This is a genomic window from Pelagibacterium sp. (genome assembly GCF_965249125.1).
In the GTDB taxonomy this organism is placed as follows: domain Bacteria; phylum Pseudomonadota; class Alphaproteobacteria; order Rhizobiales; family Devosiaceae; genus Pelagibacterium.
The window spans coordinates 3,403,935-3,427,300 of record NZ_OZ252217.1; the positions used below are offsets into that span (position 1 = coordinate 3,403,935).

General features: G+C 62.4%; 22 protein-coding genes. 11 read left to right on the forward strand and 11 right to left on the reverse strand.

Annotated features, from left to right (window positions below):
• Nucleotides 1-56: 56 nt before the first annotated feature.
• The 4 genes from xylB to ACP148_RS16515 all read left to right on the forward strand — a co-directional run bounded on the left by xylB (nucleotide 57) and on the right by ACP148_RS16515 (nucleotide 5,437).
• Entirely contained in the window at nucleotides 57-1,520 is a 1,464-nt protein-coding gene (gene xylB, locus ACP148_RS16500; protein ID WP_421951926.1) for a xylulokinase, read from the forward strand.
• The gene (gene xylA, locus ACP148_RS16505) at nucleotides 1,517-2,824 is read left to right on the forward strand and encodes a xylose isomerase (protein WP_425033580.1); all 1,308 of its coding nucleotides are present in this window, start codon (nucleotides 1,517-1,519) and stop codon (nucleotides 2,822-2,824) included. The genes xylB and xylA overlap by 4 nt, the downstream gene beginning before the upstream one ends.
• A gap of 186 nt (nucleotides 2,825-3,010) precedes the next feature.
• On the forward strand, nucleotides 3,011-4,594 hold the full coding sequence (locus ACP148_RS16510; protein WP_425033581.1) for a glycoside hydrolase family 43 protein: 1,584 nt from the start codon (nucleotides 3,011-3,013) through the stop codon (nucleotides 4,592-4,594).
• A gap of 79 nt (nucleotides 4,595-4,673) precedes the next feature.
• Nucleotides 4,674-5,437, forward strand: a protein-coding gene (locus ACP148_RS16515; RefSeq protein ID WP_421951250.1) for an IS5 family transposase whose coding sequence is annotated in 2 segments (ribosomal slippage) — nucleotides 4,674-5,001 and nucleotides 5,001-5,437 — 765 coding nt in all. Because the reading frame shifts where the segments join, the coding sequence is not laid out codon by codon here.
• Nucleotides 5,438-5,617: 180 nt separating this feature from the next.
• Here ACP148_RS16515 and ACP148_RS16520 read toward each other — a convergent pair.
• Nucleotides 5,618-6,046: an organic hydroperoxide resistance protein gene (locus ACP148_RS16520; protein WP_425033582.1), complete on the reverse strand. Its 429-nt coding sequence runs from the start codon at nucleotides 6,044-6,046 to the stop codon at nucleotides 5,618-5,620.
• 75 nt (nucleotides 6,047-6,121) lie between these two features.
• Entirely contained in the window at nucleotides 6,122-7,534 is a 1,413-nt protein-coding gene (locus ACP148_RS16525) for a helix-turn-helix domain-containing protein (protein ID WP_421951875.1), read from the reverse strand.
• A 176-nt stretch (nucleotides 7,535-7,710) separates the two neighbouring features.
• Here ACP148_RS16525 and ACP148_RS16530 point away from each other — a divergent pair, with 176 nt between their 5' ends.
• Both ACP148_RS16530 and aceA read left to right on the forward strand, forming a co-directional pair.
• A complete protein-coding gene (locus tag ACP148_RS16530; RefSeq protein ID WP_421951874.1) occupies nucleotides 7,711-7,932 on the forward strand; it encodes a hypothetical protein in 222 nt (73 codons plus the stop codon).
• 121 nt (nucleotides 7,933-8,053) lie between these two features.
• Nucleotides 8,054-9,349, forward strand: coding sequence for an isocitrate lyase (gene aceA, locus ACP148_RS16535; RefSeq protein ID WP_421951873.1), 1,296 nt, complete (start codon nucleotides 8,054-8,056; stop codon nucleotides 9,347-9,349).
• A gap of 90 nt (nucleotides 9,350-9,439) precedes the next feature.
• On the opposite strand, the gene ACP148_RS16540 is transcribed toward aceA, so the two are convergent.
• On the reverse strand, nucleotides 9,440-10,816 hold the full coding sequence (locus ACP148_RS16540) for an MFS transporter (protein WP_425033583.1): 1,377 nt from the start codon (nucleotides 10,814-10,816) through the stop codon (nucleotides 9,440-9,442).
• A 158-nt stretch (nucleotides 10,817-10,974) separates the two neighbouring features.
• Here ACP148_RS16540 and ACP148_RS16545 point away from each other — a divergent pair, with 158 nt between their 5' ends.
• Complete coding sequence (locus ACP148_RS16545) at nucleotides 10,975-12,555, forward strand: peptide chain release factor 3 (RefSeq protein WP_421951870.1); 1,581 nt, start codon at nucleotides 10,975-10,977, stop codon at nucleotides 12,553-12,555.
• 308 nt (nucleotides 12,556-12,863) lie between these two features.
• On the opposite strand, the gene ACP148_RS16550 is transcribed toward ACP148_RS16545, so the two are convergent.
• Both ACP148_RS16550 and ACP148_RS16555 read right to left on the reverse strand, forming a co-directional pair.
• A complete protein-coding gene (locus ACP148_RS16550) occupies nucleotides 12,864-13,448 on the reverse strand; it encodes a DinB family protein (protein WP_421951869.1) in 585 nt (194 codons plus the stop codon).
• Complete coding sequence (locus tag ACP148_RS16555; protein WP_425033584.1) at nucleotides 13,441-14,961, reverse strand: YifB family Mg chelatase-like AAA ATPase; 1,521 nt, start codon at nucleotides 14,959-14,961, stop codon at nucleotides 13,441-13,443. The genes ACP148_RS16550 and ACP148_RS16555 overlap by 8 nt, the downstream gene beginning before the upstream one ends.
• 299 nt (nucleotides 14,962-15,260) lie before the next feature.
• Here ACP148_RS16555 and ACP148_RS16560 point away from each other — a divergent pair, with 299 nt between their 5' ends.
• Both ACP148_RS16560 and ACP148_RS16565 read left to right on the forward strand, forming a co-directional pair.
• Nucleotides 15,261-15,623 carry a response regulator gene (locus tag ACP148_RS16560; RefSeq protein WP_421951868.1) on the forward strand — a complete coding sequence of 121 codons (363 nt, stop codon included), beginning with the start codon at nucleotides 15,261-15,263 and terminating at the stop codon, nucleotides 15,621-15,623.
• A gap of 152 nt (nucleotides 15,624-15,775) precedes the next feature.
• Entirely contained in the window at nucleotides 15,776-16,615 is an 840-nt protein-coding gene (locus ACP148_RS16565) for a GH25 family lysozyme (RefSeq protein WP_421951867.1), read from the forward strand.
• A 66-nt stretch (nucleotides 16,616-16,681) separates the two neighbouring features.
• Here ACP148_RS16565 and ACP148_RS16570 read toward each other — a convergent pair whose 3' ends face one another.
• Nucleotides 16,682-17,317 carry a MarC family protein gene (locus tag ACP148_RS16570; RefSeq protein WP_421951866.1) on the reverse strand — a complete coding sequence of 212 codons (636 nt, stop codon included), beginning with the start codon at nucleotides 17,315-17,317 and terminating at the stop codon, nucleotides 16,682-16,684.
• A 179-nt stretch (nucleotides 17,318-17,496) separates the two neighbouring features.
• Here ACP148_RS16570 and ACP148_RS16575 point away from each other — a divergent pair, with 179 nt between their 5' ends.
• On the forward strand, nucleotides 17,497-17,787 hold the full coding sequence (locus ACP148_RS16575) for a DUF4287 domain-containing protein (RefSeq protein ID WP_421951865.1): 291 nt from the start codon (nucleotides 17,497-17,499) through the stop codon (nucleotides 17,785-17,787).
• 234 nt (nucleotides 17,788-18,021) lie between these two features.
• Here the strand turns inward: ACP148_RS16575 and gshB are convergent, their stop codons facing one another.
• Genes gshB through rsmI form a run of 3 tightly spaced genes read right to left on the reverse strand, consistent with a single transcriptional unit; the run spans nucleotide 18,022 to nucleotide 20,227 of the window.
• Nucleotides 18,022-18,963: a glutathione synthase gene (gene gshB, locus ACP148_RS16580; RefSeq protein ID WP_421951864.1), complete on the reverse strand. Its 942-nt coding sequence runs from the start codon at nucleotides 18,961-18,963 to the stop codon at nucleotides 18,022-18,024.
• Nucleotides 18,964-18,987: 24 nt separating this feature from the next.
• Nucleotides 18,988-19,374 carry a YraN family protein gene (locus ACP148_RS16585; RefSeq protein ID WP_421951863.1) on the reverse strand — a complete coding sequence of 129 codons (387 nt, stop codon included), beginning with the start codon at nucleotides 19,372-19,374 and terminating at the stop codon, nucleotides 18,988-18,990.
• Complete coding sequence (rsmI, locus tag ACP148_RS16590; protein ID WP_421951862.1) at nucleotides 19,343-20,227, reverse strand: 16S rRNA (cytidine(1402)-2'-O)-methyltransferase; 885 nt, start codon at nucleotides 20,225-20,227, stop codon at nucleotides 19,343-19,345. The genes ACP148_RS16585 and rsmI overlap by 32 nt, the downstream gene beginning before the upstream one ends.
• Nucleotides 20,228-20,353: 126 nt before the next feature.
• Between rsmI and ACP148_RS16595 the strand changes: the two genes are divergently transcribed.
• Entirely contained in the window at nucleotides 20,354-21,604 is a 1,251-nt protein-coding gene (locus tag ACP148_RS16595) for a penicillin-binding protein activator (protein ID WP_421951861.1), read from the forward strand.
• On the opposite strand, the gene hemW is transcribed toward ACP148_RS16595, so the two are convergent.
• Together hemW and rdgB are read right to left on the reverse strand one after the other, a co-directional pair.
• Nucleotides 21,601-22,752 (reverse strand): radical SAM family heme chaperone HemW, encoded by a 1,152-nt coding sequence (hemW, locus tag ACP148_RS16600; protein WP_421951860.1) that lies wholly within the window; start codon nucleotides 22,750-22,752, stop codon nucleotides 21,601-21,603. The genes ACP148_RS16595 and hemW overlap by 4 nt on opposite strands.
• Entirely contained in the window at nucleotides 22,749-23,366 is a 618-nt protein-coding gene (rdgB, locus tag ACP148_RS16605) for an RdgB/HAM1 family non-canonical purine NTP pyrophosphatase (protein ID WP_421951880.1), read from the reverse strand. The genes hemW and rdgB overlap by 4 nt, the downstream gene beginning before the upstream one ends.

Here is a 23,366-nt window from a genome sequence, read left to right on the forward strand (position 1 = left end):
TCTTTCATGACTGAAATTGAGGTACGCACCTCATTTCCCATGGGGAGGGTAACGCGATGACCTATCTTGGGCTCGATATCGGGACCTCGGGGGTCAAGGCGGTGCTGATCGATGCAGAGGGCAACGCACTGGGCGAAGCCAGCGCGCCGCTCAGTGTTTCACGCCCCCGGCCCGGATTTTCCGAACAGGACCCGGCCCATTGGTGGGACGCCGTGCTCAAGGCTGTCGATACACTGAAAAACGCCCATCCTCAGGCGGTGAGCGCCATAAAAGGGATCGGGCTTTCCGGGCAGATGCATGGGGCCACCCTGCTCGACAGGGACAATCAGGTGATCCGCCCGGCGATCCTCTGGAACGACGTGCGTTCGGCGGCCGAGTGCGAAGACATGGAAGAGGCGCTGCCGGCGCTGCGCCAGATTGCCGGAAATATCGCCATGCCGGGCTTTACGGCGCCAAAAATCCTTTGGGTCAAAAAGCACGAACCGGACAATTACGCGAAAATCGCCAAGGTGCTGCTGCCCAAGGATTATGTGCGGTTTCTTTTGACCGGCACCTATGTGTCGGACATGTCGGACGCCTCGGGCACGCTGTGGCTGGATGTGGAGTATCGCGGCTGGTCGGACGATCTGCTGGCGGTGACGGGGCTGACGACCGAGCACATGCCGGCGCTGGTGGAAGGCAGCGAGCCGTCGGGGCACCTTTCGGGCGAGCTTTGCCGCCGCTGGGGAATTGCCGAAACCCCTGTGGTGGCCGGCGGTGGGGGCGACAACGCGGCTTCGGCCTGCGGCATCGGCGCTGTGGAGCCGGGAAGCGGGTTCGTGTCGCTGGGCACCTCGGGGGTGCTGTTTGTTTCCAACGACAAATTCCGGCCCAACACCGAAGGCGCCGTGCATGCGTTTTGCCACGCGATCCCCAAGACCTGGCACCAGATGGGGGTCTTCCTTTCGGCGACCGATAGCCTGAACTGGTTTGCCAAACTGGTGGGCCAGGACGCTGCAGGCGTGACGCGGGCCGTTGCCGACAATTTTTCCGGTCCGGGCGAGGAGATGTTCCTTCCCTATCTCTCAGGCGAGCGCACGCCGCATAATAATGCCGCTGCGCGGGGCTCTTTCGTTGGCCTTTCCCATCTTTCGGACGCCCGAACCATGGGGCAGGCGGTGATGGAAGGCGTGGCATTCGCCGTGCGCGACTGCCAGCGGGTTCTCTCTGACGCGGGAACGCAGATCGACACGCTGATCGCCGTGGGCGGGGGTTCGAAATCCGATCTCTGGCTCGAAATGATCGCCACCAATTTGGGCATGGCTGTAGCCGTGCCCGAGGATGGGGACTTCGGCGGGGCGTTCGGCGCGGCGCGGCTGGGGCTGATCGCGGCGACCGGGGCCGACCCCAAAACCATCTGCACCAAACCCAAAATCGAAAAAACCATCGAACCGAGGGCCGACCTTAAATCGGCTTACGACCAATCCTATGCGCGCTATCGCGTCCTTTATGCGGGTATCGAGGAGGCCCGAGCACTATGAGCGATTTTTTCAAGGGCCTGAGCAAGGTTCAGTATGAAGGCCCGGGCAGCGACAATCCGCTGGCCTTCCACCACTACAACCCCGATGAGATCGTTCTGGGCAAGCGGATGGAAGAGCATTTGCGGTTTGCAATTGCCTATTGGCATTCGTTTGCCTGGGAAGGTGGCGACCCGTTTGGCGGGCGGACGTTCGAGCGGCCGTGGTTCGACGGCGGAATGGACGCCGCAAAGCTCAAGGCCGACGTGGCGTTCGAATTGTTTTCGCTTCTGGGGGCGCCCTATTTCTGCTTTCACGACGCCGATGTGCGGCCCGAGGGCGAGAGCTTTGCCGAGAGCAGGAAGCGGCTCGAAGCGCTGGCCGACATCTTTGAGAAAAAGATTGCCGAAACGGGCGTCAAACTGCTCTGGGGAACGGCGAACTTGTTTTCCAATCGCCGGTTCATGGCCGGGGCGGCGACCAATCCCGACCCTGAAATCTTCGCCTACGCAGCGGCCACCATCAAGGCCAATATGGACGTGACGCACCGGCTGGGCGGCGAGAATTACGTGCTGTGGGGCGGGCGCGAGGGGTATGAAACCCTGCTCAACACCAATCTGGACCAGGAAATGGACCAGATGGCGCGGATGCTTTCGATGGTCATCGATTACAAGCACAAGATCGGGTTTTCCGGCGCCATCCTGATTGAGCCCAAGCCGCAGGAGCCCACCAAGCACCAGTATGATTACGACGTCTCGACCGTTTACGGCTTCCTTAAGAAGTACGAGCTGGAAACGGAAGTGAAGGTCAATATCGAGGTGGGTCACGCCATCCTGGCCGGGCACACCTTCGAGCATGAAGTGGCCATGGCGGCGGCGCACGGGATTTTCGGATCCATCGACATGAACCGCAACGACATGCAATCGGGCTGGGATACCGACCAGTTCCCCAACAATGTGCCCGAAGTGGCGCTGGCCTATTACCACATCCTCAAAGCCGGCGGGTTTGCCACCGGGGGCACCAATTTCGATGCGAAATTGCGGCGCCAGTCGATCGATCCCGAGGATTTGCTGCACGGCCATATCGGGGGAATGGACATTTGCGCGAGGGGTCTCAAAGCGGCGGCGGCGATCATCGAGGACGGGACTTACGATGCGTTCCTGGCCGAGCGCTATGCCGGATGGGGCGGCGCCGAGGCGCAGGCGATGCTCAAGGGCGAGCGCACGCTCGAGGATATCGCCGGGCGCGTTGAGGCCGAGGGGATCAACCCGCAACCCAAATCCGGGCGGCAGGAATATCTGGAAAATCTGATCAACCGGTTCGTTTAGAGAAAGAAAGAAGGAAGGAAGGCCCCCTCACCCCGGCCCTCTCCCCCAAGGGAGAGGGAGGCTCTTTTGGCGACGCTTCAGATCGTTTTCTGACGCTGGAGCTGGCCGAACCCTCTCCCTTCGGGGGAGAGGGTGCCCGGCAGGGCGGTGAGGGGGCCTTTCTCTGAAATTTTGGGAGGAGACCCAATGCCCATTCGCCAAAACCCCATTCTGCCGGGGTTCAATCCCGACCCTTCCATCCTGCGGGTCGGGGAGGATTATTATATCGCCACATCGACCTTCGAGTGGTTTCCGGGGGTGCAGATCCATCATTCGAAAGACCTTGCGAACTGGGACCTGCTGACCCGGCCGCTTACGCGCAAGAGCCAGCTCGACATGCGCGGAAACCCCGACAGCTGCGGCACCTGGGCGCCGTGCCTTACCCATGACGGGGAAAAATTCTGGCTGGTTTATACCGACGTCAAGCGCAAGGACGGCAATTTCAAGGATGCGCACAATTACATAGTGACCGCCGATGAGATCACCGGGCCGTGGTCGGACCCGATCTATGTCAATTCCTCCGGGTTCGACCCGTCGCTGTTTCACGACGATGACGGGAAAAAGTGGTTTTTGAACATGCTCTGGGACCACCGGAACGGGCATCACCGGTTTGCGGGGATCGCGCTGCAGGAATTCGATGCGGCGAGCGGAAAACTGGTGGGGGAGCGGAAAAACATCTTTACGGGCTCGCCGCTGAAATTAGTGGAAGGGCCGCATCTCTATAAGCGCGACGGCTGGTATTATCTTCTGACCGCCGAGGGTGGAACCGGATACGAGCACGCGGCGACCCTGGCGCGGGCGCGCACCATTGACGGGCCTTATGAGCTGCATCCGGACATGCATCTGGTGACGGCCAAGGACAATCCGCTCAACCCGCTGCAACGGGCCGGGCATGGCGATATCGTGGAGACGCCGGACGGCGACACCTATCTCGTGCATCTGACCGGGCGGCCAACGACCCAGAAGCGGCGGTGCGTTCTGGGGCGAGAGACGGCGCTGCAGAAATGCGAGTGGCGCGATGACGGGTGGCTGTATCTGGCGGGCGGCACGAACCTGCCAGCCTCCGAAGTGGAGGTGCCGGGGACTTACGATCGGGCCGGGTTCGACGCCGAGCGGCGCTACCGGTTCGACGGCGATCTGCACATCGACTTCCAATGGCTGCGGACGCCGGAACCGGAGCGCATTTTCAGGATCGAAGGCGGCAAGCTGACGCTGATCGGACGGGAATCGATCGGCTCATGGTTCGAGCAGGCGCTGGTGGCACGCCGGCAGCAACATTTCGACTTCGAGGCGGAAACCGAAGTCAGCTTCATTCCGCGTGACGAGCGCGAGATGGCCGGACTGACGGGATATTATGGCCGATACACTTTCCATTATCTGCACCTGACCGCCGATCCGGACGGAAAGCGCGAACTCAATATCTTTTCGTCAGTCGTTTCCCATCCGGACGGGAAGCTGACCTATTGGATCGATCCCGTTGCCATCGGGGATGGGCCGGTGCGCATGAAGATGCGGGTGGAAAATTCCCGGCTGCAGTATTTTTACGCGATGGGATCTGACGACTGGCAAAAGATAGGCCCCGAACTCGACGCTTCGATCCTATCGGACGAATGTGGTGGGCACGCCGAGCATGGCAGCTTTACCGGGGCGTTTGTCGGCATGGCTGCGCAGGATCTCAATGGATCGGCGCGCGAGGCGAGCTTTTCGCATTTCGTTTATCGACCGCTCTAGGCTGTAGTGACGATTTAATGTTTTGGGATTCCCACATCGCGGCAAATCAGATTCAACGCTGACTTTTGGGAGGTCAGCGATGGATGGCGAGATTTTACGCGACGATCAGTGGGAACAGATCAAGCCGTTTGTCCCGGGCGGTCGCAAGGGCAAGCGCGGCCCACGTAGTGATGGGCGTCGGTTTTTCAATGCGCTTTTGTGGATGGCCCGGTCTGGTGGCCGCTGGCGCGATCTGCCCGAAGACCGGTTCGGTCCTTACCAGACGGTCAAGCGGCGCTATTACCGCTGGATCGAGATGGGCGTGTTTGATCGTCTGTTCGAGGCGGTCGCAAACGCTCCCGATCTCGAATGGTTGGCCATCGACGCCACAGTGATCCGCGCCCAGGCCCAGGCCGCAGGGGCGCGGCGAAAAAGGGGGGAGCGCAAACCCAGGCTCTCGGTCGCTCCCGTGGCGGTTTCGGCACCAAGCTCCATGCCGTAGTTGATGCGCTTGGCCTGCCGGTCCGCTTTGCGCTCGGGCCGGGTCAGCAAAATGATATGGCACCCGCCTGCGATCTGGTCGCCGGACTGGCCGCGGGCAAAGTTCTCGCCGACCGGGCCTATGACGCCGATAGCCTCCATGATGTCATTCTCGATGAAGGCGGCGAGCCAGTGATCCCGCCCCGCCGCCACCGCAAATACCAACATGGCTACGACAAGATCGCCTATCGGCAACGCTGGGGCATCGAAGGTTTTTTCGCCAAGCTCAAGCAGTGGCGCCGCATCGCAACTCGATATGACAAGCGAGCCGCCCACTTCCTAGGCTTCGTCAAAATTGCCAGCGTCATGCTGTGGCTTAAATGATTAAATCGTCACCACAGCCTAGAGCCTTTCAGCGCTTCTTCGAATCGCTTCAATTGCTCTAAATCCTTGTTTTATCGCGCTTCCGAACCGGATAAGTGGTGCCCACTTATCCTGGAAGCGCTCTAGGAATCCGGAGGGCGCTGGCGGTTTCACGTGAATCCGCCAGCGCCTCGATAATAATCAGGCCTGTTTGAGCTCGACTTCAATATTGCCGCGCGTGGCGTGGGAATAGGGGCAGACGATGTGGGCCCGATCCATGACATCCTTGAGCGTTTCGGTATCGAGGCCGGGAGCGGAGGCCGTGAGGATGACCTTGAGCCCGAACCCCTCCCCGTCGTCGCGCTTGCCGAAGCCGACCTGGGTGTTAACCGTGGTTTCGGCGGGCAGGTTGACCTTGGCCTGACCGGCGGCAAAGCGCATGGCGCCCAAAAAGCAGGCTGAATAGCCGGTGGCAAAGAGCTGCTCGGGGTTGGTGCCCTCGCCGCCGGAGCCGCCCATTTCCTTGGGCGTCGAGAGCTTGACATCGACCTTGCCGTCATCGGTTTTCGAGTGACCGTCTTCGCGGCCCCCGCCGCTGGCCGTCGCATGGGCGGTGTAGAGGATTTCCATTGTGTACTCCATTTGTCGGTGTCGATGGTCTTTCGGGCAACGCCCGAAGGCGCGAACAGGTTCAGCGCTGGCGCGTCATTGCATATAGAGATTTTCCATCCGCTTTGTGTCATCGGTCGCAAACCGGTGATCGGCGGGCGGATGGGCGCGCTGGCCACATTCGCGGCGCGGGCAGATGCGGCAGCCCACACCGATCGGCACAGCCCCGGTCGGCGCTGAAAGATCGATACCGTCGGCATAGATCATGGCCGCGGCGTGCGAGACGTGGCAGCCCAGCCCGATGGCGATGTGGCGGCGCGGGGCGTTGTAGGAATGGCCCCCCTTGGCGATGGCTTTCGCTATGCAGAAATAGCGCTGGCCGTCGGGCATCTGGCTGAGCTGAATATTGATCTGGCCGGGGTTGAGGAAGGCCGCATAGACATTCCAGCGCGGGCAGGCGCCCGAATGGCGCGGGATATGGATGCCGGACAGCGAGAAGCGCTTGGAAATGTTGCCGGCGATGTCGGTGCGGACCAGATGGAGCGGGATGCCGCTCATCGAGGGGCGCTGCAGCGTGGTCATACGGTGACAGATTTGCTCGAAACTCGCCCGGAAGCGGCGGCCGAGCCGCTCGATGTCGTAGCGGGTGTCGCGGCAGGCGCGAAAGAACGCCTCGTAGGGCATGACCAGGGCGGCGGCGGCATAGGACGCCAGAACATTGCGGGCCAGGCCGACGCTTTCTGGCTGGGGCAGAGTGCTCTGCTCGATAAGGTCGCGGATTTCGCCGTCGGCGATCAACAGCGCCAGATGCTGAGCGAGGACGAACAGCGCGGATTCGGGTTCGAGCGTATCTGAGACGGCCAGCACGCGGCCATTGTCCTCGAGCCGGCGCACCACGCCATGGGGCAATGAAGCCAGTCGCGCCTCGATGCCGAAGACGTTGAAGAGATAGGCCTTGAGCCCGGCCTCGAAACTATCGGAGGTGTTGTCGATGTCGTGACGCACCCGCTCGGCGGCGGCTTCGAGCGCCGGAAAATAGTTGGCATTTTCCTGGAGGAAATCGGAAACCGCCTCGGTGACCACATTGTGGCCCGTGGCGAGGGTTTCGCCCGGCTCGGCTGATCTATTGCCCGCTCCAGGCGCCTGGAGATGGCGCAACTGGTCGAAGAGTTTGAGAACGGCCCGACCGACGGCGGGGTGATGGGTGGCCAGATCGCGGATGTCGGTGTTGGTAAGATCGGAATCGGCGAAAATGTCGTCGCCGAACATTTCCATGAGATCGCCCGAGAGGCGGGCGTCGTCGCTTTCGGCCAGTTCGCCCGGCTCGACCCCGAAATAACCCGCGACACGGAACAGCAACGGCACCGTGATGCGGCGGCGATTGTGTTCGATCAGATTGAGATAGGAAGCGGAAATCTCCAATGCCTCGGCCAGTTGTGCCTGGCTGACCGATTTCTGGCGTCGCAGCCGCTTGATGCGGCCCCCGATCTGCAGATCGAGCTGGTTCATCTGTCCTTCTCCCGCCTGTAAATCTTTACAGACTTTACAATTTTCCCGATTTTGCTTTTCAACGATTTACAGCTTAACACGCTGATTTCGTTTCTTTTCTTGCTTTTTTGGGCCCAGTTGTCAATTCTTTACTCAATCGAGCACGGCGATGTGCTCACCAAAAGGAGACAGGAGCCATGAGCGCTCATCAGACAATCGATACAAGGAGCGAAGACTTCATCACCATCATCGCGCCGTCGATGGCCGAGGTTATGGAGAGTTTCAGGAGCCAGGGGCTGGCCGAGCGGGACTATTCCATCGTCCACCGGGCAGGCCGGCACAGCTTCACGATGGCGGACGGCGAGGCGCTGTTCGGCGGCACGCAAATGGTCGCCGCGACCTTTTCGCGGCGGGGATGACGCCCAGCCGCGGGTCGTTCGCGTTTGCCGCACGGCCCCACCTTCAGCCCTCTCCTCGGGGAGAGGGCGCACCGACGCGCCCCGCGATGGCGCAAACCCAGCTTTTCAGGAGGAATTCTCAATGCTCGATAAATCGCCGACCCCACAAACCTTCGAGGCACCCGAATGGGCGCCGGATCGTTGGAAGACCATCGCCCGCGATTATATGCCCGACGATGTCGCCCGGCTTTCGGGCAGTCTGCCGGTCCGGCACACGCTGGCCGAGAATGGCGCGCGGCGGTTGTGGGAATTGCTCCATAGCGAGGATTTCGTGCCTACGCTGGGCACTTTTACCGGCAACCAGGCTGTCCAGCAGGTGAAGGCGGGATTGAAGGCCATCTATCTTTCGGGCTGGCAGGTGGCAGCGGACGCCAATTCTTCGGGCAATATGTATCCCGACCAATCGCTTTATCCGGTCGATTCGGTGCCATCGGTGGTCAAGCGCATCAACAGGGCGCTGCAACGGGCGGACCAGATCCAGACCATGGAACGTTTCGAGGGCAAGTCGGACGCCGACATCGACTATTTCGTGCCCATCATCGCCGATGCGGAAGCCGGGTTCGGGGGGGCGCTCAATGTGTTCGAGCTGATGAAGGCGATGATCGAGGCCGGCGCCGCCGCCGTCCATTTCGAGGACCAGTTGGCCAGCGAGAAGAAATGCGGGCATCTGGGCGGTAAGGTCCTGGTGCCGACCCGAACCTTCGTTCGCACACTCAATGCGGCGCGGCTGGCGGCGGACGTCATGGGTGTCCCCACGCTGATCATGGCGCGCACCGATGCCGAGGCGGCGCAACTGATCACCTCCGACGTCGACGAATATGACGCGCCGTTCATCACCGGCGAGCGGACCGAGGAAGGGTTCTATCGGCTCAAGGGCGGATTCGACGCGGCGATTGCCCGCGGGCTGGCTTATGCGCCCTATGCGGATTTGATCTGGTGCGAAACCTCGACGCCAAATCTTGACGACGCCAAGCGCTTTGCCGAAGCCATTCGCAAGGAGCATCCCGACCAGATGCTGGCGTATAATTGCTCGCCCTCGTTCAACTGGGCGAAATATATGGGCGAGGCGGAGATGGCCGCGTTCCAGCGCGAACTGGGAGCGATGGGCTACAAATACCAGTTCATCACGCTGGCCGGGTTCCACAACCTGTCGCTGACCACCTTCAACCTGGCGCGCGGATACAAGGACCGGGGCATGGCTGCCTATTCGCAATTGCAGCAGGCCGAATTTGCCGCCGAGAAGGACGGGTTCACGGCGACGCGGCATCAGCGCGAAGTGGGCACGAGCTATTTCGACGCCGTGGCAACGGCCGTGGGTGGCGGATCGAGTTCGACCACTGCCATGGCGGGCTCGACCGAGACTGCCCAGTTCCACTGAGTTCAAGGCCGGAGACAAGTGCGCCAATATTTGTCCCCGGCTTTTGATTCACGTGAAGCAATCCCGATTTGCTTCACGTGAATCCCTTTTTCACCGCGTCATGGCGCGAGCGGCGGCGACTGCGGGCAAGGACACGAGGGCGCAAAGGGCAAAGGTGATCACGAGCGCTGCCGTCAATTGCTGTGCGGTCTGGGCCGTGGCGATGCCGGCGGTATTGGCAATCAGCCCGGCTACGGCGGCGCCGATGCCATAGCCCGCCGACTGGATGGTGGGCAGAAGGGCCGAGGCCCGGTCACGCTCGCCGGGGCGGGCGGCCTCCATGATGGTCTGGCTGGTGTAGGCCCATGAGGTGCCATAGGCGGCGCCGATCAGGATTTGTGCCAGGATAACCAGGGGGAGCTGGCCGGTTGCGAAGGCGATGGCGAGCAGCCCCAGACCGGCAACGAGCAGGACGGGACCGAGGCGAATGAGACGGGGCCTAGCCGCCTCGGATACGTTTGCAACGAGGATGGCGGTACTGGACCAGGTGATGGCCATGACGGCGCCGATCACTCCGGCGAGGGTCGGGCCGAAACCAAAAATGTTCTGCAGCGCGTAGACCAGGAACACAGCGGACCCGGCCTGTGCCAGAGGCATGAGCAGGATGACCCACAACCCGGCGCCCACCACGTCATCGAAGCGGAAGGCGTGGGTGGGGAACAGTGGGGTGGATGCCGTGCGGTCACGGGCAATGACGGCGAACAGCGTTGCGCCGGCGATCAGCAGGCACAGGGCAGTGAGAACGGGCGACGACAAAAGGCCGCCGACCGAGACAGCCATGATGGCGGCGCCGATCAGCAGCAGCCGGACGATGGGCAGGCGGCCGGTGGATTTTTCCCGCAAGCCGGGCGGCACGATTGCGAGCACCAGGGCGATAAAGATGGCGCCAACGGGCAGATTGACCGCAAAGGCGGCGCGCCAGGAGAGGGTTTCGGTCAGGGCGCCCGAAAGCACAGGACCGCCAAAGGCGGCCAGAGCCCAGACAACCGATTCGGCGCCGAACACTTTTGGCACCAGGCTTGAGGGGAAAAGTTCGGGGATCAGCGCGTAGCAGATTGCCGCAACGATGCCCTCGCCCAGCCCCTGAAGCGCACGACCGACAAGCAGTTCTGGCATGGAGCCGGCAATAGCGGCGAGAAGCGAGCCGAGCAGGAACACCGAAGCGGCGGCGATCAGGCCCATGCGAGCGCCAAGCCGAGCCTTGAGCAGTGCGGCGCCGGCGCCGCCCATAATGGCAAAGACCAAGAAGACAGTGGTCGCCCAGGACAGCAGCGCAACGCCCCCCAACTCGTCGACAGCCGTGGGCAGGGCGGTGGACACCAGAAAGCCGTTGAAGGCCAGCAGGGCGACTCCCAGGCATAAGGTTACGGTGGCGCCGAGATAGCGGGGCGAGATGATTGCGGACCATCCAGAGGCAGCGTCGGTCATGGCGGGACTCATTTAAACAAGCCATTGCTTGGTAAATTGCTCCGAGCGATCTGTCCAGCGAAAAGGGAGGGCTTTTTAGGAGGACCGATTTGGTATAGTCAGGCGCGCGAACCATACAGGTTTGACGATCGCCTTTATCTTCCCGGAGATTTGCCCCAGTGAGCCTTGAGTCCACCGGTTATAAGAGCCGCCGTACCTTTGCGATCATTTCGCACCCGGACGCGGGCAAGACCACGCTAACCGAAAAACTGCTGCTCAATTCGGGCGCCATCCATCTTGCAGGTGAGGTCAAAGAGCGCGGCGAGCGGCGACGGACGCGCTCGGACTGGATGGAGATCGAGCAAAAGCGCGGCATCTCGATCACCTCATCGGTAATGACGTTCGAGCATGACGGGCTGACGCTCAACCTGCTCGATACGCCGGGTCACGCCGACTTTTCCGAGGACACCTATCGCACGCTGACGGCGGTGGATTCGGCGATCATGGTGATCGACGCGGCCAAGGGCATCGAGGCGCAGACGCGAAAGCTGTTTGAAGTGTGCCGGTTGCGCGACATCCCGATCATCACCTTCGTCAACAAGATCGACCGCGAGGCGCGCGATACGCTCGAGATCCTCGACGAGATCATGGAGACCCTGGCGCTCGATACTGCGCCGATGATGTGGCCGGTGGGCGCTGGCGTCGACTTCAACGGGCTTATCGATCTCGAACATGGGCGGTTCATTTCCCCCGATGGCAAACCTGAATCCGAGGCGCCAGGCATCGCAGCGCTGGCGAGCCGGTTCGCGGATACGCAGAACCAGCAGATCGCCGCTTCGATGGAAGGGCTGGAACTGGCCAGCGAATCCCTGCCCAAATTCGATCAGGGCGCGTTCGAAGAGGGCACGCTGACCCCGGTCTATTTCGGTTCGGCGCTCAAATCGATCGGCGTGCGCGAATTGCTCGAAGCGGTGTGCCGGTTTGCGCCCGAACCGCGCACCCAGCCGGCGCGGCCCGAGCCGGTCGACCCGGCCATGGCCGCATGCACGGGGTTCGTTTTCAAGGTGCAGGCCAATATGGACCCCAACCACCGCGACCGCGTGGCCTTCGTGCGCGTGGCGTCGGGGACGCTCAAGCGCGGCATGCGGCTGAAAAACGTGCGCACCGGCAAGGACCTCAAAGTCGCCAATCCGATGTTCTTTTTCGCGCGCGAGCGCGAGCTGGCTGATGAGGCGGTGGCGGGCGACGTCGTGGGCATTCCCAATCACGGCACGCTTTCGGTGGGCGACACGCTGACCGAGGGGCCCGATGTGACGGTGACCGGCATTCCCAATTTCGCGCCCGAATTGCTGCGTCGCGTCCATCTCTCGGATGCCAGCAAAACCAAGCAGCTGGCCAAGGCGCTCAACGATCTGGCCGAAGAGGGTGTCGTGCAGGTGTTCAAGCCGACGCTGGGCTCGGGATATTATGTGGGCGCCGTCGGACCGTTGCAGCTCGAAGTTCTGACCAGCCGCGCGGCGGCGGAATATTCGGTGCCCATCCGCATCGAGCCGGCGCAATATGTGACGGCGCGCTGGGTGAAGGTCAACGATAAGACGCAATTTGATAAATTCGCGGCGCTGCATCGGCTCAATATCGCCGAGGACCGCTACGGCGACCCGGTGTTCCTGGCGCCCAGCCAGTGGGAAATCGACCGCTGCGCCAAGGATTTTCCCGAGCTCGTGTTCATGGCGACCAAGGATCGCGGGCTGGCGGCCTAAAAGCGAGCAAGTTTGGAGGGCGTGCCGGCTCTTCCTCGCTCACCACCCCGTCACCCCGGCCCCCGAGCCGGGGTCCAGTACACTCGACGCCCCAGATAGAACCGCCGCCCTGCCGTTTACTGGCTCCCGGGTCCTCGCCCGGGATGACCCTGGTGGGGGAGGTTGGGCTTGCGGCCCTGTTTCTCGCTTTGTGGCAGACTTCTTCTAGAGCCGTTCAGGATTTGATTGAATCAAATCCTTGTCTCTAAACCTTTGTTTTGTCGCGTGTCCGAACCGATAAAGTGGTATCCACTTTATCTGGACACGCTCTAAAACCCCAGATCGGCCTCGGTCCAGCCGAACGCCGCCAATTCCTCGGTGCGGAATTTGGCGTCGTCGGACACTATGAATTCATCCAGTTGAGGTGGGGCCGCCTCGGTTCCGGCCAGCATGGCATGGGCCTGGCCGCGATGATGGGTCTGGTGGGCGAAAAGATGAGTGAGCACATCGTCGCAGCGTTCGGTCTGGATACGGGATTGACGGTGGATGGCGATGGGGCGGGCGAGATCGGCCCCCGCCAGCCCATCGCAGAATGCAAGGAGCTTTTCATCGCTCCGGCGCTGGGCGGCATAGAGCGCTGGCGCTGTATCGAAGGGCTCCTCGTTTTCCCACGCTTTCGGGCCGAGCGTGCCGCCGTCGAGGGCATCGATATAAAACCAGTCGATGACAAGGATATGGTTGAGCGTCGCCCTGAGCGAGGGAAAAAAGCTTGTGCGCCTCGCCTCGAATTGAGACGGGTCGAGCCCGGCCACAACCCCGGCGAGACGATAATTGGCAAGGGCATTGTTGCGCGCCAGCTTTCCGAGCATGCGCAGGGCGGGATCGCGGGGGGCATCGCTTTTCATATCAGGCATTGGCCATGTTGATCCGGTAGCTGAGCGCTTCAGCGATGTGGGGACGGGCGACGGTTTCGCTGCCGGCCAGATCGGCCAGGGTGCGGGCGACCTTTAGCACCCGATGATAGGCGCGTGCTGAAAGCGAAAAGGTTTCGGCGGCCTTGAGCAAGAGGTCACGGCTTTCGGGGTCGGGGGCGACGATCTGTTCGATGGCGCTCGAGGGGGCGGCGGAATTTGTGTGGACGCCCGGAAGGTCGAGCCCGGCATAGCGGCGGCGCTGGATATCGCGGGCTGTGGCCACGCGCTGAGCCACCACGGCGCTGGGTTCGCCCGGTTTGGAGCCAATCATGTCGGTTGCGCTGACGGCGGGAACGTCGATGCGGATGTCGATGCGGTCGAGGAACGGCCCTGAGACCCGCCCCTGATAGTCGGCTGCGCATTTTTCGCCGCGCCGGCAGGTGTGGCCGGGCGTCCCCGCCATGCCGCATTTGCACGGGTTCATGGCGGCAACGAGCTGGAAGCGAGAGGGATAAGTGACCCGCGCATTGGCGCGGGCGATGATGGTTTCGCCCGATTCGAGGGGCTGGCGCAGGCTGTCGAGCGCCTGGGGCTGGAATTCGGGAAGCTCATCGAGAAACAACACGCCATTGTGGGCCAGCGAAGCCTCGCCGGGCCGCACACGCAACCCGCCGCCGACCAGCGCCGCCATCGAGGCCGAATGGTGGGGCGCGCGAAAGGGCCGATGATCGGAAATCTGGCCCCCCTTCAGTTCCCCGGCGATCGAGGCGATCATCGACACATCGAGCAATTCGCGCGGATTGAGCGGGGGCAAAATCGAGGGCAGGCGCTGGGCGAGCATGGATTTCCCCGCGCCGGGCGGGCCGACCATCAAAAAATTATGCCCGCCGGCCGCGGCGACTTCCAGCGCGCGGCGCGCCACCTCCTGGCCGCGAATATCGGCGAGGTCTGGGCCTGTGGCGTTGGGCAGGGCGCGGACCGGCTGGGGCCGCGCCGCCATCTGCCGCCCGGCCAGGTGGTTGACCAGCGCAAAAAGCGTATCGATGGCGACGATGTCGATATTTTCGCCGGCCCAGGCCGCTTCCGCGCCGCAGGCGGCGGGGCAGATGATGCCCAGATCGCGTGTGTTAGCGGCAATGGCAGCGGGCAAAATACCGGTCACCGGCGACACGCGCCCATCGAGCGCCAGCTCGCCCAGCACCATGAACCGCTCCAGCATATCGCCGGGGATGGCGCCCATGGCGGCCATCAGCCCCAAAGCTATCGGCAGGTCGTAATGGCTGCCCTCCTTGGGCAGGTCGGCGGGGGCGAGATTGACCGAAATGTGCTTGGCGGGCAGCGCAAGACCCGAAGCGATCAACGCGGCGCGCACCCGCTCGCGGCTTTCGCCCACCGCCTTGTCGGGAAGACCCACGATATTGAAGCGCGGCAGGCCGGGCGAAATCTGCACCTGCACATCGACGGGCACGGCCTCGATGCCCAGAAAGGCCACAGTGGTGATCCGCGTTGCCATGCCGTCCCCCTCGCATGGATGAAGTCGGGCGCGAGGCTAGCAAGAAAGATCGCCCAGAACAAGAACGTTTAGCGAACATGCGTTAAGTGCATGGGCGATCACCAAGCCGTGCGGGGCCCTGGACGGAACGTATGGGTAGCGAGGGCATTAAATGAGCGAACGGGCCGGACCCGCGCCGCATAATCGCGCAGAAACCGGCCACACATTTACGCACCAGATCGACGCGAACGAGGGCGCGGCCGGTGGGCCGAGGCCCTATTTTCCGTTCTGCGGCGGCTGGTGATTCTGGAGACGATACCATGTTACACAGAAAGGCATCCCCACTGATCCTCGTGGTCGAGGACGAGCCGCTGGTGCGCCTCGATATCACGCTGGCCATGGTCGATGCCGGCTTTTCGGTGATTGAGGTCCCCGACGCCGAGCAGGCCATCGAACTGCTCGAAACCCGCGGATCGATCGGGCTTGTGTTTACCGATGTCGAGTTGGCCGGCGCGCTCAACGGGTTCGATCTGGCCGAAACGGTCAAGCAGCGCTGGCCGCACATTCCCGTGATGGTGACTTCGGGCCGTGCCGAGGCGCGTGCCGATATCGCAGCGAGCTTTATTGCCAAGCCCTACGACAACAGGGCGGTCATTTCACAGGCGCGGGCGCTGGCGGCCTGATTGGCGGCTCGATGGTGAAAAATTTGTGCCCCGGAAGCCACGCTTCCGGGGTTTTACGCATCGTTAACCAGGCTTGTGAGGAGGGTGTTAAGGAGAACCGGGTCAAGACAATTTGAGACAAATTCTTCCCAAATTGCCGAGTTTTCCGCTCCATGCCCCTGCCGCGTATTTTCCGCTCGCCGAAGCTGACCAAGACGATCCTGCCCCTTGCGGCCGGTCTCGCCCTGATCGGGGTGCTGGCCGCCTGCGGAGCCAATTATTATCCGGCCAAGGGTGACAACAAGCCTCATCCCGGCGTCGCGCGTGCCCATTCGCTGCCCATCCATGGCATCGACGTATCGCGCCATCAGGGCAATATCGACTGGCGCGCCGTGGCCCAGGCGGGAACGCGGTTCGCCTATATCAAGGCCACCGATGGCGGGGACTATCTCGACCCCAATTTCCGTACCAACTGGGACCAGGCACGGGCCGCAGGCATTCCGCGCGGTGCCTATCACTTCGTTTACTGGTGCCGCCCGGCAGCCGAGCAGGTGGCGTGGTTTGCCGCCAATGTTCCCGCCGAGCCCGACGCGCTGCCGCCGGTGCTCGACCTTGAATGGAACAACGGCTCATCGTGCAAGCATAATTTGAGCCGCGAAGAAGTGCTCGAGAAGGTGCGGGTTCTTCTGGCGGGCATGGAAGCCCATACGGGCAAGGTGCCGGTGATCTATACCGACATCAATTTCCATCGCGACGTGCTCGAGGGCGTCCAGATCGACAACCCCATGTGGCTGCGCTCGACCGCCGCCCAGCCCGATGAACGCTATTCCAACCGGCCCTTTACCTTCTGGCAGTACACCCAGACCGGGACGGTGCCGGGCATAAGGACGGAAGTGGACCGCAACGCCTGGTACGGGTCGGAAAGTGACTGGATCCAGTTCTTTTTGACCGGGTGCGACCCACGCACCTATATGCGTCTCGCAGGTCAGGGGCGGTGCGCGCCGCTGAAATGATCTTTTACTGGTCGCGTTCCCGAACCGCAAAAGTGCCTGGCACTTTTGCGGGGAACGCTCCAGCACTCAGCTGGCGCCACCGAGTATCCCGCTGGCACTAATACCGTCAAAGACAAACTGGACGGCCAGCGCCGTCAGCAGGATACCGACGACGCGGGACACCACTGACATACCGGTGAGGCCGAGCACCCGCTGAATGGGAATGGCGACCAGAAGCGCCAGCCAGGCCAGGACAAGGGTTGCAACCAGCGCTGCGACAACGATCCAGAATTCGAGATCGGTGGTGGCGCCGGTGGTCAGAAGGATGACCGCGGAAATCGAGCCAGCCCCGGCCAAAAGCGGCATGGCCAGGGGAAAGACCGAAATGTCGGTGCGCGACATGCCTTCGGCCTCTTCCTCGGAGGTGGTTCCGGTGGCGCCCGAATGGCGGGCAAACACCATGTCGATGGCGATCAGGAGCAACAGGATGCCGCCGGCCACCCGCAAGGCGGGGAGGGTGATGCCGAAGATTTCAAGTATGGCGTTGCCGGCAAAGGCGAAGAACAGCAAAATGCCGCTGGCGATCAACACGCCACGCGAGGCGAAGACAAAGCGCTGCCTGGCGGTATTGTTGCGTGTCAGGCCGGCAAAGATGAAGGCGATATCGGCAACGCCGACCGTTGCGAAGAATGTGGCGAAAGCCACGAGAAAATTGCCCGACATCGTTCCGGTCCCCAATGAGCCGCTTGTTCCACGTGAATCAAGACGACGACCCTATAGGGGAAGGATACAACCGCAAGGGCGGTGTTGAAATCAAGTGTCGGAAACGCGGCGCGCTGCCCGTCGTACCCGGCATCGGGGCATGCCGGACGATCACGCCCCCCCAGCCAAGGAGACCTTCAATGTCGTTTCAGGCCTATCTCGACGCCGTCGAGAAAAAGACCGGGCTCACCCCGCGCCAACTCATCGCGATCGCAAAGGACAAGGGGTTCGACGACCCCGAAACCAGGGCCGGGGTCATTCTCGACTGGCTCAAGGCCGATTACGATCTGGGGCGCGGTCACGGCATGGCGCTGGTTCAGGTCATAAAAAATGGCCCCGGGATCGGTTCCAAGCATGTGGGAACGACCGGAACGCACCGGGACGAGAGCGACACCTTGTGGCTCGACGGAGCCGCGTCAAAGCCCGCCTAGAGCGCGTCCAGCAAAAGTGGAAACGGTTTTGCGGTTCGGACGCGCGACAAAACAAGGACTTAGAGCAAGTCCGCGATTCGAAGAAAAGCAGACTTGATCTAGATCAAACCCGCATTCTGCTGGACGCGCTTTAGAGCATTTCAGCGCTTCTTCGAATCGCTCCAATTGCTCTAAGTCCTTGTTTTGTCGCGCTTCCGAACCGGATAAGTGGTGCCCACTTATCCTGGAAGCGCTCTAGCGGCGCAATTCGATGGCGTCCCAGACCATGACGGCGATGTCGGGGCCGCCGAAGCGCTTGACCTCGCGGATGCCGGTGGGGGAGGTAACGTTGATCTCGGTGAGATAGCCGCCGATCACGTCGATGCCCACAAAGATAAGGTCGCGCTTTTTGAGCTCCGGCCCGATGATTTCGCAGATTTCATGCTCGCGTGCGGTCAGCTCGGACAGCTCGGGCCGCCCGCCCACATGCATGTTGGAGCGCGATTCGCCTTCGGCAGGAACGCGATTGAGCCCGGCCACCGGCTTGCCATCGACCAGGATGATGCGCTTGTCGCCCTTGCGCACATCGGGGAGATAGCGCTGGATCATGAAGGGTTCGCGGAAGCTGGCGTTGAACATTTCGAGAAGCGAGCCGAGATTTTCGTCGCCCTCGCGGATGCGGAACACCCCGGCGCCGCCATTGCCGAATAGCGGCTTTAAGATGATATCGCCGAACTCGGCGCGGAAATCGCGGATTTCTGTTTCATCGCGGGTGATCAGCGTATCGGGCATCAGCTCGGGAAAGCTGGTGACGAGGATTTTTTCGGGCGCGTTGCGCACCTCTTTGGGGTGATTGACCACCAATGTTTCCGGATGCACCAGTTCGAGCATGTGCGTGGTGGTAATGTAGTTCATGTCGAAGGGCGGGTCCTGGCGAAGCAGGATCACATCGAACGCGGTCAGGTCGGTCTTCTGCCAATCCTCGAGCGTGAAATGGAGGCCCTTTTCCTTGTCGTCGACTTTGACCTTGTGTACGCGCGCACTCACCGTGTTGCCGCGCTGGGCGAGGGTGGAGGGCGTGTAGTAGGACAGCGTGTGGCCGCGCGCCTGGGCTTCGAGCATCAGGGCGAAGCTGGAATCGCCCAAGGGGTTGATGGCGTCGATGGGGTCCATCTGCACGGCGACGGAAAGGGACATGGAAAGATCCTCAAAAGAAAAACGTCAGGCGGTAAAGGCATTGACCAGATGGTGCGGCCAGCGTCCCGGTGCAAGAATTATCACGTCGAAACGGAAATCCCAGCCTTGATAGGCGGGGTGAGACGACTGGAACCATTCGGCGCAGCGCACGATGCGGGCGGTGTTGACCGAGGCGAGCGCCTGATCGCGGGCCATTTCGCTGCCGGAGCGCTGTTTGACTTCGATAAAAACGATACTGCGGCCCTTTTTCGCTACGATATCGATTTCGCCGACCGGGGTTTTGTAGCGGGTGGCGACGATGCGATAGCATTTCAGGCGCAGCAGCCAGCAAGCCAGTGTTTCGGCTGACCGGCCGGCGCGCTCGGCCCGGCGGCGCGGATCAGGTGCTGGCCTTGAGCGCGAGAGCGGCATCGTAAACCTGTTTGCGTTTGAGACCGAACTGGACCGAGACCTGATCGACTGCGGCGCGCAGTGGCATTTGACCCATCGCCTCGGTCAGCGCCGCCTCCCAGTCGCCCCCCGCCCGTGGCGCCGCCCCGTCCGAGCCGGCAACGAGGATCACCGCTTCACCTTTGGTATCCTCGGCAAAGGTTTGGGCCAGATCGGCGAGCGTGCCGGTTTCGAAACGCTCGAAGCGCTTGGTCAATTCGAGCGCCACCACCGCCAGCCGGTCCGGACCGAAGGCTTGTACCATATCGGACAAGGCCGCACCCAGACGGCGGGGCGATTCATAGAAAACAAGGGTTTCGGGGCGGCCGATCAGGGGTGCGAGCGCGTTGGTGCGCTGGCCGGTCTTGGGGGGCAGAAAGCCGAAGAACGCAAAGGCATCCGTGGGCAGGCCCGCCCCGGTCAGCGCGGCGAGCAGCGCCGAGGGGCCGGGAATTGGAAAGATATCGATCCCCGCTTCGCGTGCCGCCCGCACCAGCGGAAATCCCGGATCGGACAAAAGCGGGGTTCCTGCGTCCGAGATCAGCGCAATAGCCTTGCCGTCCCTGATCTGATCGAGGATGGCTCCGATGCGGGCGCGTTCATTGTGTTCGTGCAGGGCCGTGCGAGCGGTTTTGATGCCGTAGGCATCGAACAGACGGGCCGAATGGCGGGTGTCCTCGCACAAAACGAGATCGGCGCCGGCCAGGATATCGAGGGCGCGCAGGGTGATGTCGCGCAGATTGCCGATCGGGGTGGACACCGGATAGAGACCGGGGGCCGGGCTTTGTACCGAGACGCGATGGCCCGATATCTGGTAAGATTTGTCCTGGCTCACAGCGATCCCTTGGCTTGACGCCCTTCTTTTACCATCGGAAGGGTGTTTGTCGAGGCGGGCGGTCGTTTCGGTTCCGGCGCGAATCAGAAGAAGATCAGCGTCCGGCACAAGGAAGGGGACCTGGGATTGCAGCACATTTGGACAAGGGCGCTGTCGAGCGCGGTCCTTCTGCTGGCACTCGCGGCCTGCTCGTCGGGCCGGCCGGCCATCCAAGACACCGGACGTGTCCAGCCCCTGCAATCGATGGCGGCGGCGTTGGCACCCGCGCAGGGCGAAATCGTTGGCACCGGCCCGGTCCGGGTGGCGCTGATCCTGCCGCTTTCGGGCAGTTCGGGCCCGGTGGGGCGGGCCATGCTCAATGGCGCAAGGCTGGCCATGGATGAGATCGCCCGCACCGGCGGCCAGCACATTCATCTGGTGATCAAGGATTCCGGTGCCGGCCCGGAAACGGCGCGCACCGCCACCCAGCAGGCGCTGGGAGAGGGGGCCGAGTTGATCCTGGGGCCGCTCACCGCCGATGCTGTCGGGCTGGCGGGGGCGATCGCGAAATCCTACGACACGCCGCTGATCGGATTTTCATCCACCGCGAGCGTGGCCACCGACGGGGTCTATCTGCTCAGCGTGTTGCCGGAAGCCGAGATCATGCGCGCGCTGACCTATGGCCGGGCGCAGGGACGCAGCACGATTGCCGCGATCATTCCCGATACCCCGCTGGGCAACGCGCAGGCCGACGCCCTGCGGCTGGCCGCGGGGGAAGCCGGCATGCAGATCGCCGCCATCGAAATGTTCGACAGCGAGGCGCGGGCCCGCACCGCCGTTGAACGTCTCGCCCCGGCCCTGCGGTCCAATTTCGTCGATACGCTCTATATCCCCGACCGGGCGACGGCGCCCAGTTTCGGGATTTTGCTCGATGCGGCGCGGCTGCCGCGCGAGCGGGTTCTGATCGTGGGATCGGCGGATTGGGAAGGCGATTCGGCCATAACCAACCAGTCCTATCTGGCCGGAGCCGTCTATCCGGCCATCGACCCGACCGGACTGGCCGCGCTGAGCCCGATCTACCGCACGCGGTTCGGCGCCGAGCCGCATCAACTGACGACCCTTGCTTATTCGGCGGTGCTGCTAGCCAACAATTCCAGCCTCAGCCTTGCGACCCCGCCTTATGGCAACGGGCTGGTTTCGCCGGCCGGCTTTACCGGGCGCGACGGGCCGTTCCGGCTCCATTTCGACGGGCGGGGAGAATATGGGCTGGTCATGCGCGAAGTGGTTTCGGGGTCCGCCGTCACCATCGACGTCGCGCGGTTGGGCGGGCTGCCGCTCGCCTCAAGCGATGGTGGCTCCACCGATGCGGGCATTCCGCCGGCGGCGGAGTTCCGTTAAGCGGCCAGATCGGCGACCACCGCGTCGAGGACGGGCCAGCCCTTGTCGGTCACCCGCAACCGTCCATTGGGCAGGGTTTCGATGAAACCGATCCCTTTTAGAAAATCGATCTGGGTCGCGGTGAGGGCCCGGCGGGCGAGGGCCTGATAGCGGGCCGGATCGATTCCCTCACGCAGGCGCAGGCCCATGACGAGATATTCGTCGCCTTCCTCGTCCCAGGTCAGCGTGTCGTCGGTAACGAGGCCATCGCCGGTCTCGATGACCTTTTCCCACCATTTGAACGGCATGCGCTCGGCGGCGGTGGCGTGACGCACCCCGCCCATGATCAACCGTCCATGGGCACCCGGACCGATGCCTGCATATTCGCCATAGCGCCAATAGATCAGATTATGCCGGCTTTCCTGGCCGGGGCGGGCATGGTTGGAAATCTCGTAGGCGGGAAGCCCGTAGGACGCCGTCAGCTCCTGGGTCATTTCGAACATGTCGGCGGAAAGATCTTCGGACGGCATCTTGAGCTTACCGGCATTGAACAGGTCGAAATAGCGCGTGCCCGATTCGATGGTGAGCTGGTAGAGCGAAAGGTGGCCTTCGGACAGCGCGAGCGCCTCGGTCAATTCGTCTTCCCACTGGCCCAATGTCTGGTCGGGACGGGCATAGATGATATCGAAGCTGGATCGATCGAAGATCGATTGGGCCAGCCGCACCGCCGCCACCGCATCCTCGACCGAATGCAGCCGCCCCAGACGGGCCAGCGGTTCGGGGCGCAGCGATTGCACGCCCAAGGACACACGATTAACCCCGGCGGCGCGATAGCCCCGGAAGCGTTCGGCCTCGACCGATGTGGGGTTGGCTTCGAGAGTGATTTCGACCTTGTCGGCGACCTGCCAGTTCTTTGCTATGGCATTGAGGATGGTGCCAACCGAAGCCGGCTTCATGAGCGAGGGCGTGCCGCCGCCGAAAAATATCGATTCGACAAGCCGTTCGGGAGCGCGACGCGCGGTGGTCTCGATTTCCTTCACATAGGCGGTAACGAAGCTGTCTTCGTCGAACTTGCCGTGATGGACGTGGGAATTGAAGTCGCAATAGGGGCATTTGGCCGCGCAGAACGGCCAATGCACATAGACCCCGAATGCGGTGTTGGCGCTCAAAGGGCTTCCTTTACGAATTTTGCAAAGGCGCGGGCGCGGTGGGACAATCCCTCCTTGCCCGGTGCCCAGGAATGCTTTTCCTCTGCACTCATCTGGCCGAAGGTCTTCTCATGCCCGTCGGGCTTGAACATGGGATCGTAGCCGTGCCCCGAATTCCCGACCGGCGGCCAGACCAGAGTGCCGGGCGCGACGCCCTCAAAGATCATGTCGGTGCCATCGGGCAGGGCGAGGCAGAGCACTGCATTGAACTGGGCGGAGCGATCCGTCGCCCCCTTTTCAACCAGCAGATCCTGAACCTTTTGCATGGCGTTGGTGAAATTGCGCGGCACGCCGGCCCAATCGGCGGTATAGACGCCGGGCTGGCCATCGAGCGCATCGACCGAAATCCCCGAATCGTCGCTGAGGGCGATTTCGCCAGTGGCCTTGGCGGCTGCGTGAGCCTTGAGCCGCGCGTTCTCGACAAATGTGGTGCCGGTCTCTTCCGGCTCGGGCAGGCCCAGATCGCCGGCCGAGACGATATCGAGGCCGAAATCTTTCAGCATGTCCTGAAATTCGACCAGCTTGCCCTTGTTGTGGGTCGCCAGAACCAGCCGGTCGCCGCGCTTGAGCCTGAT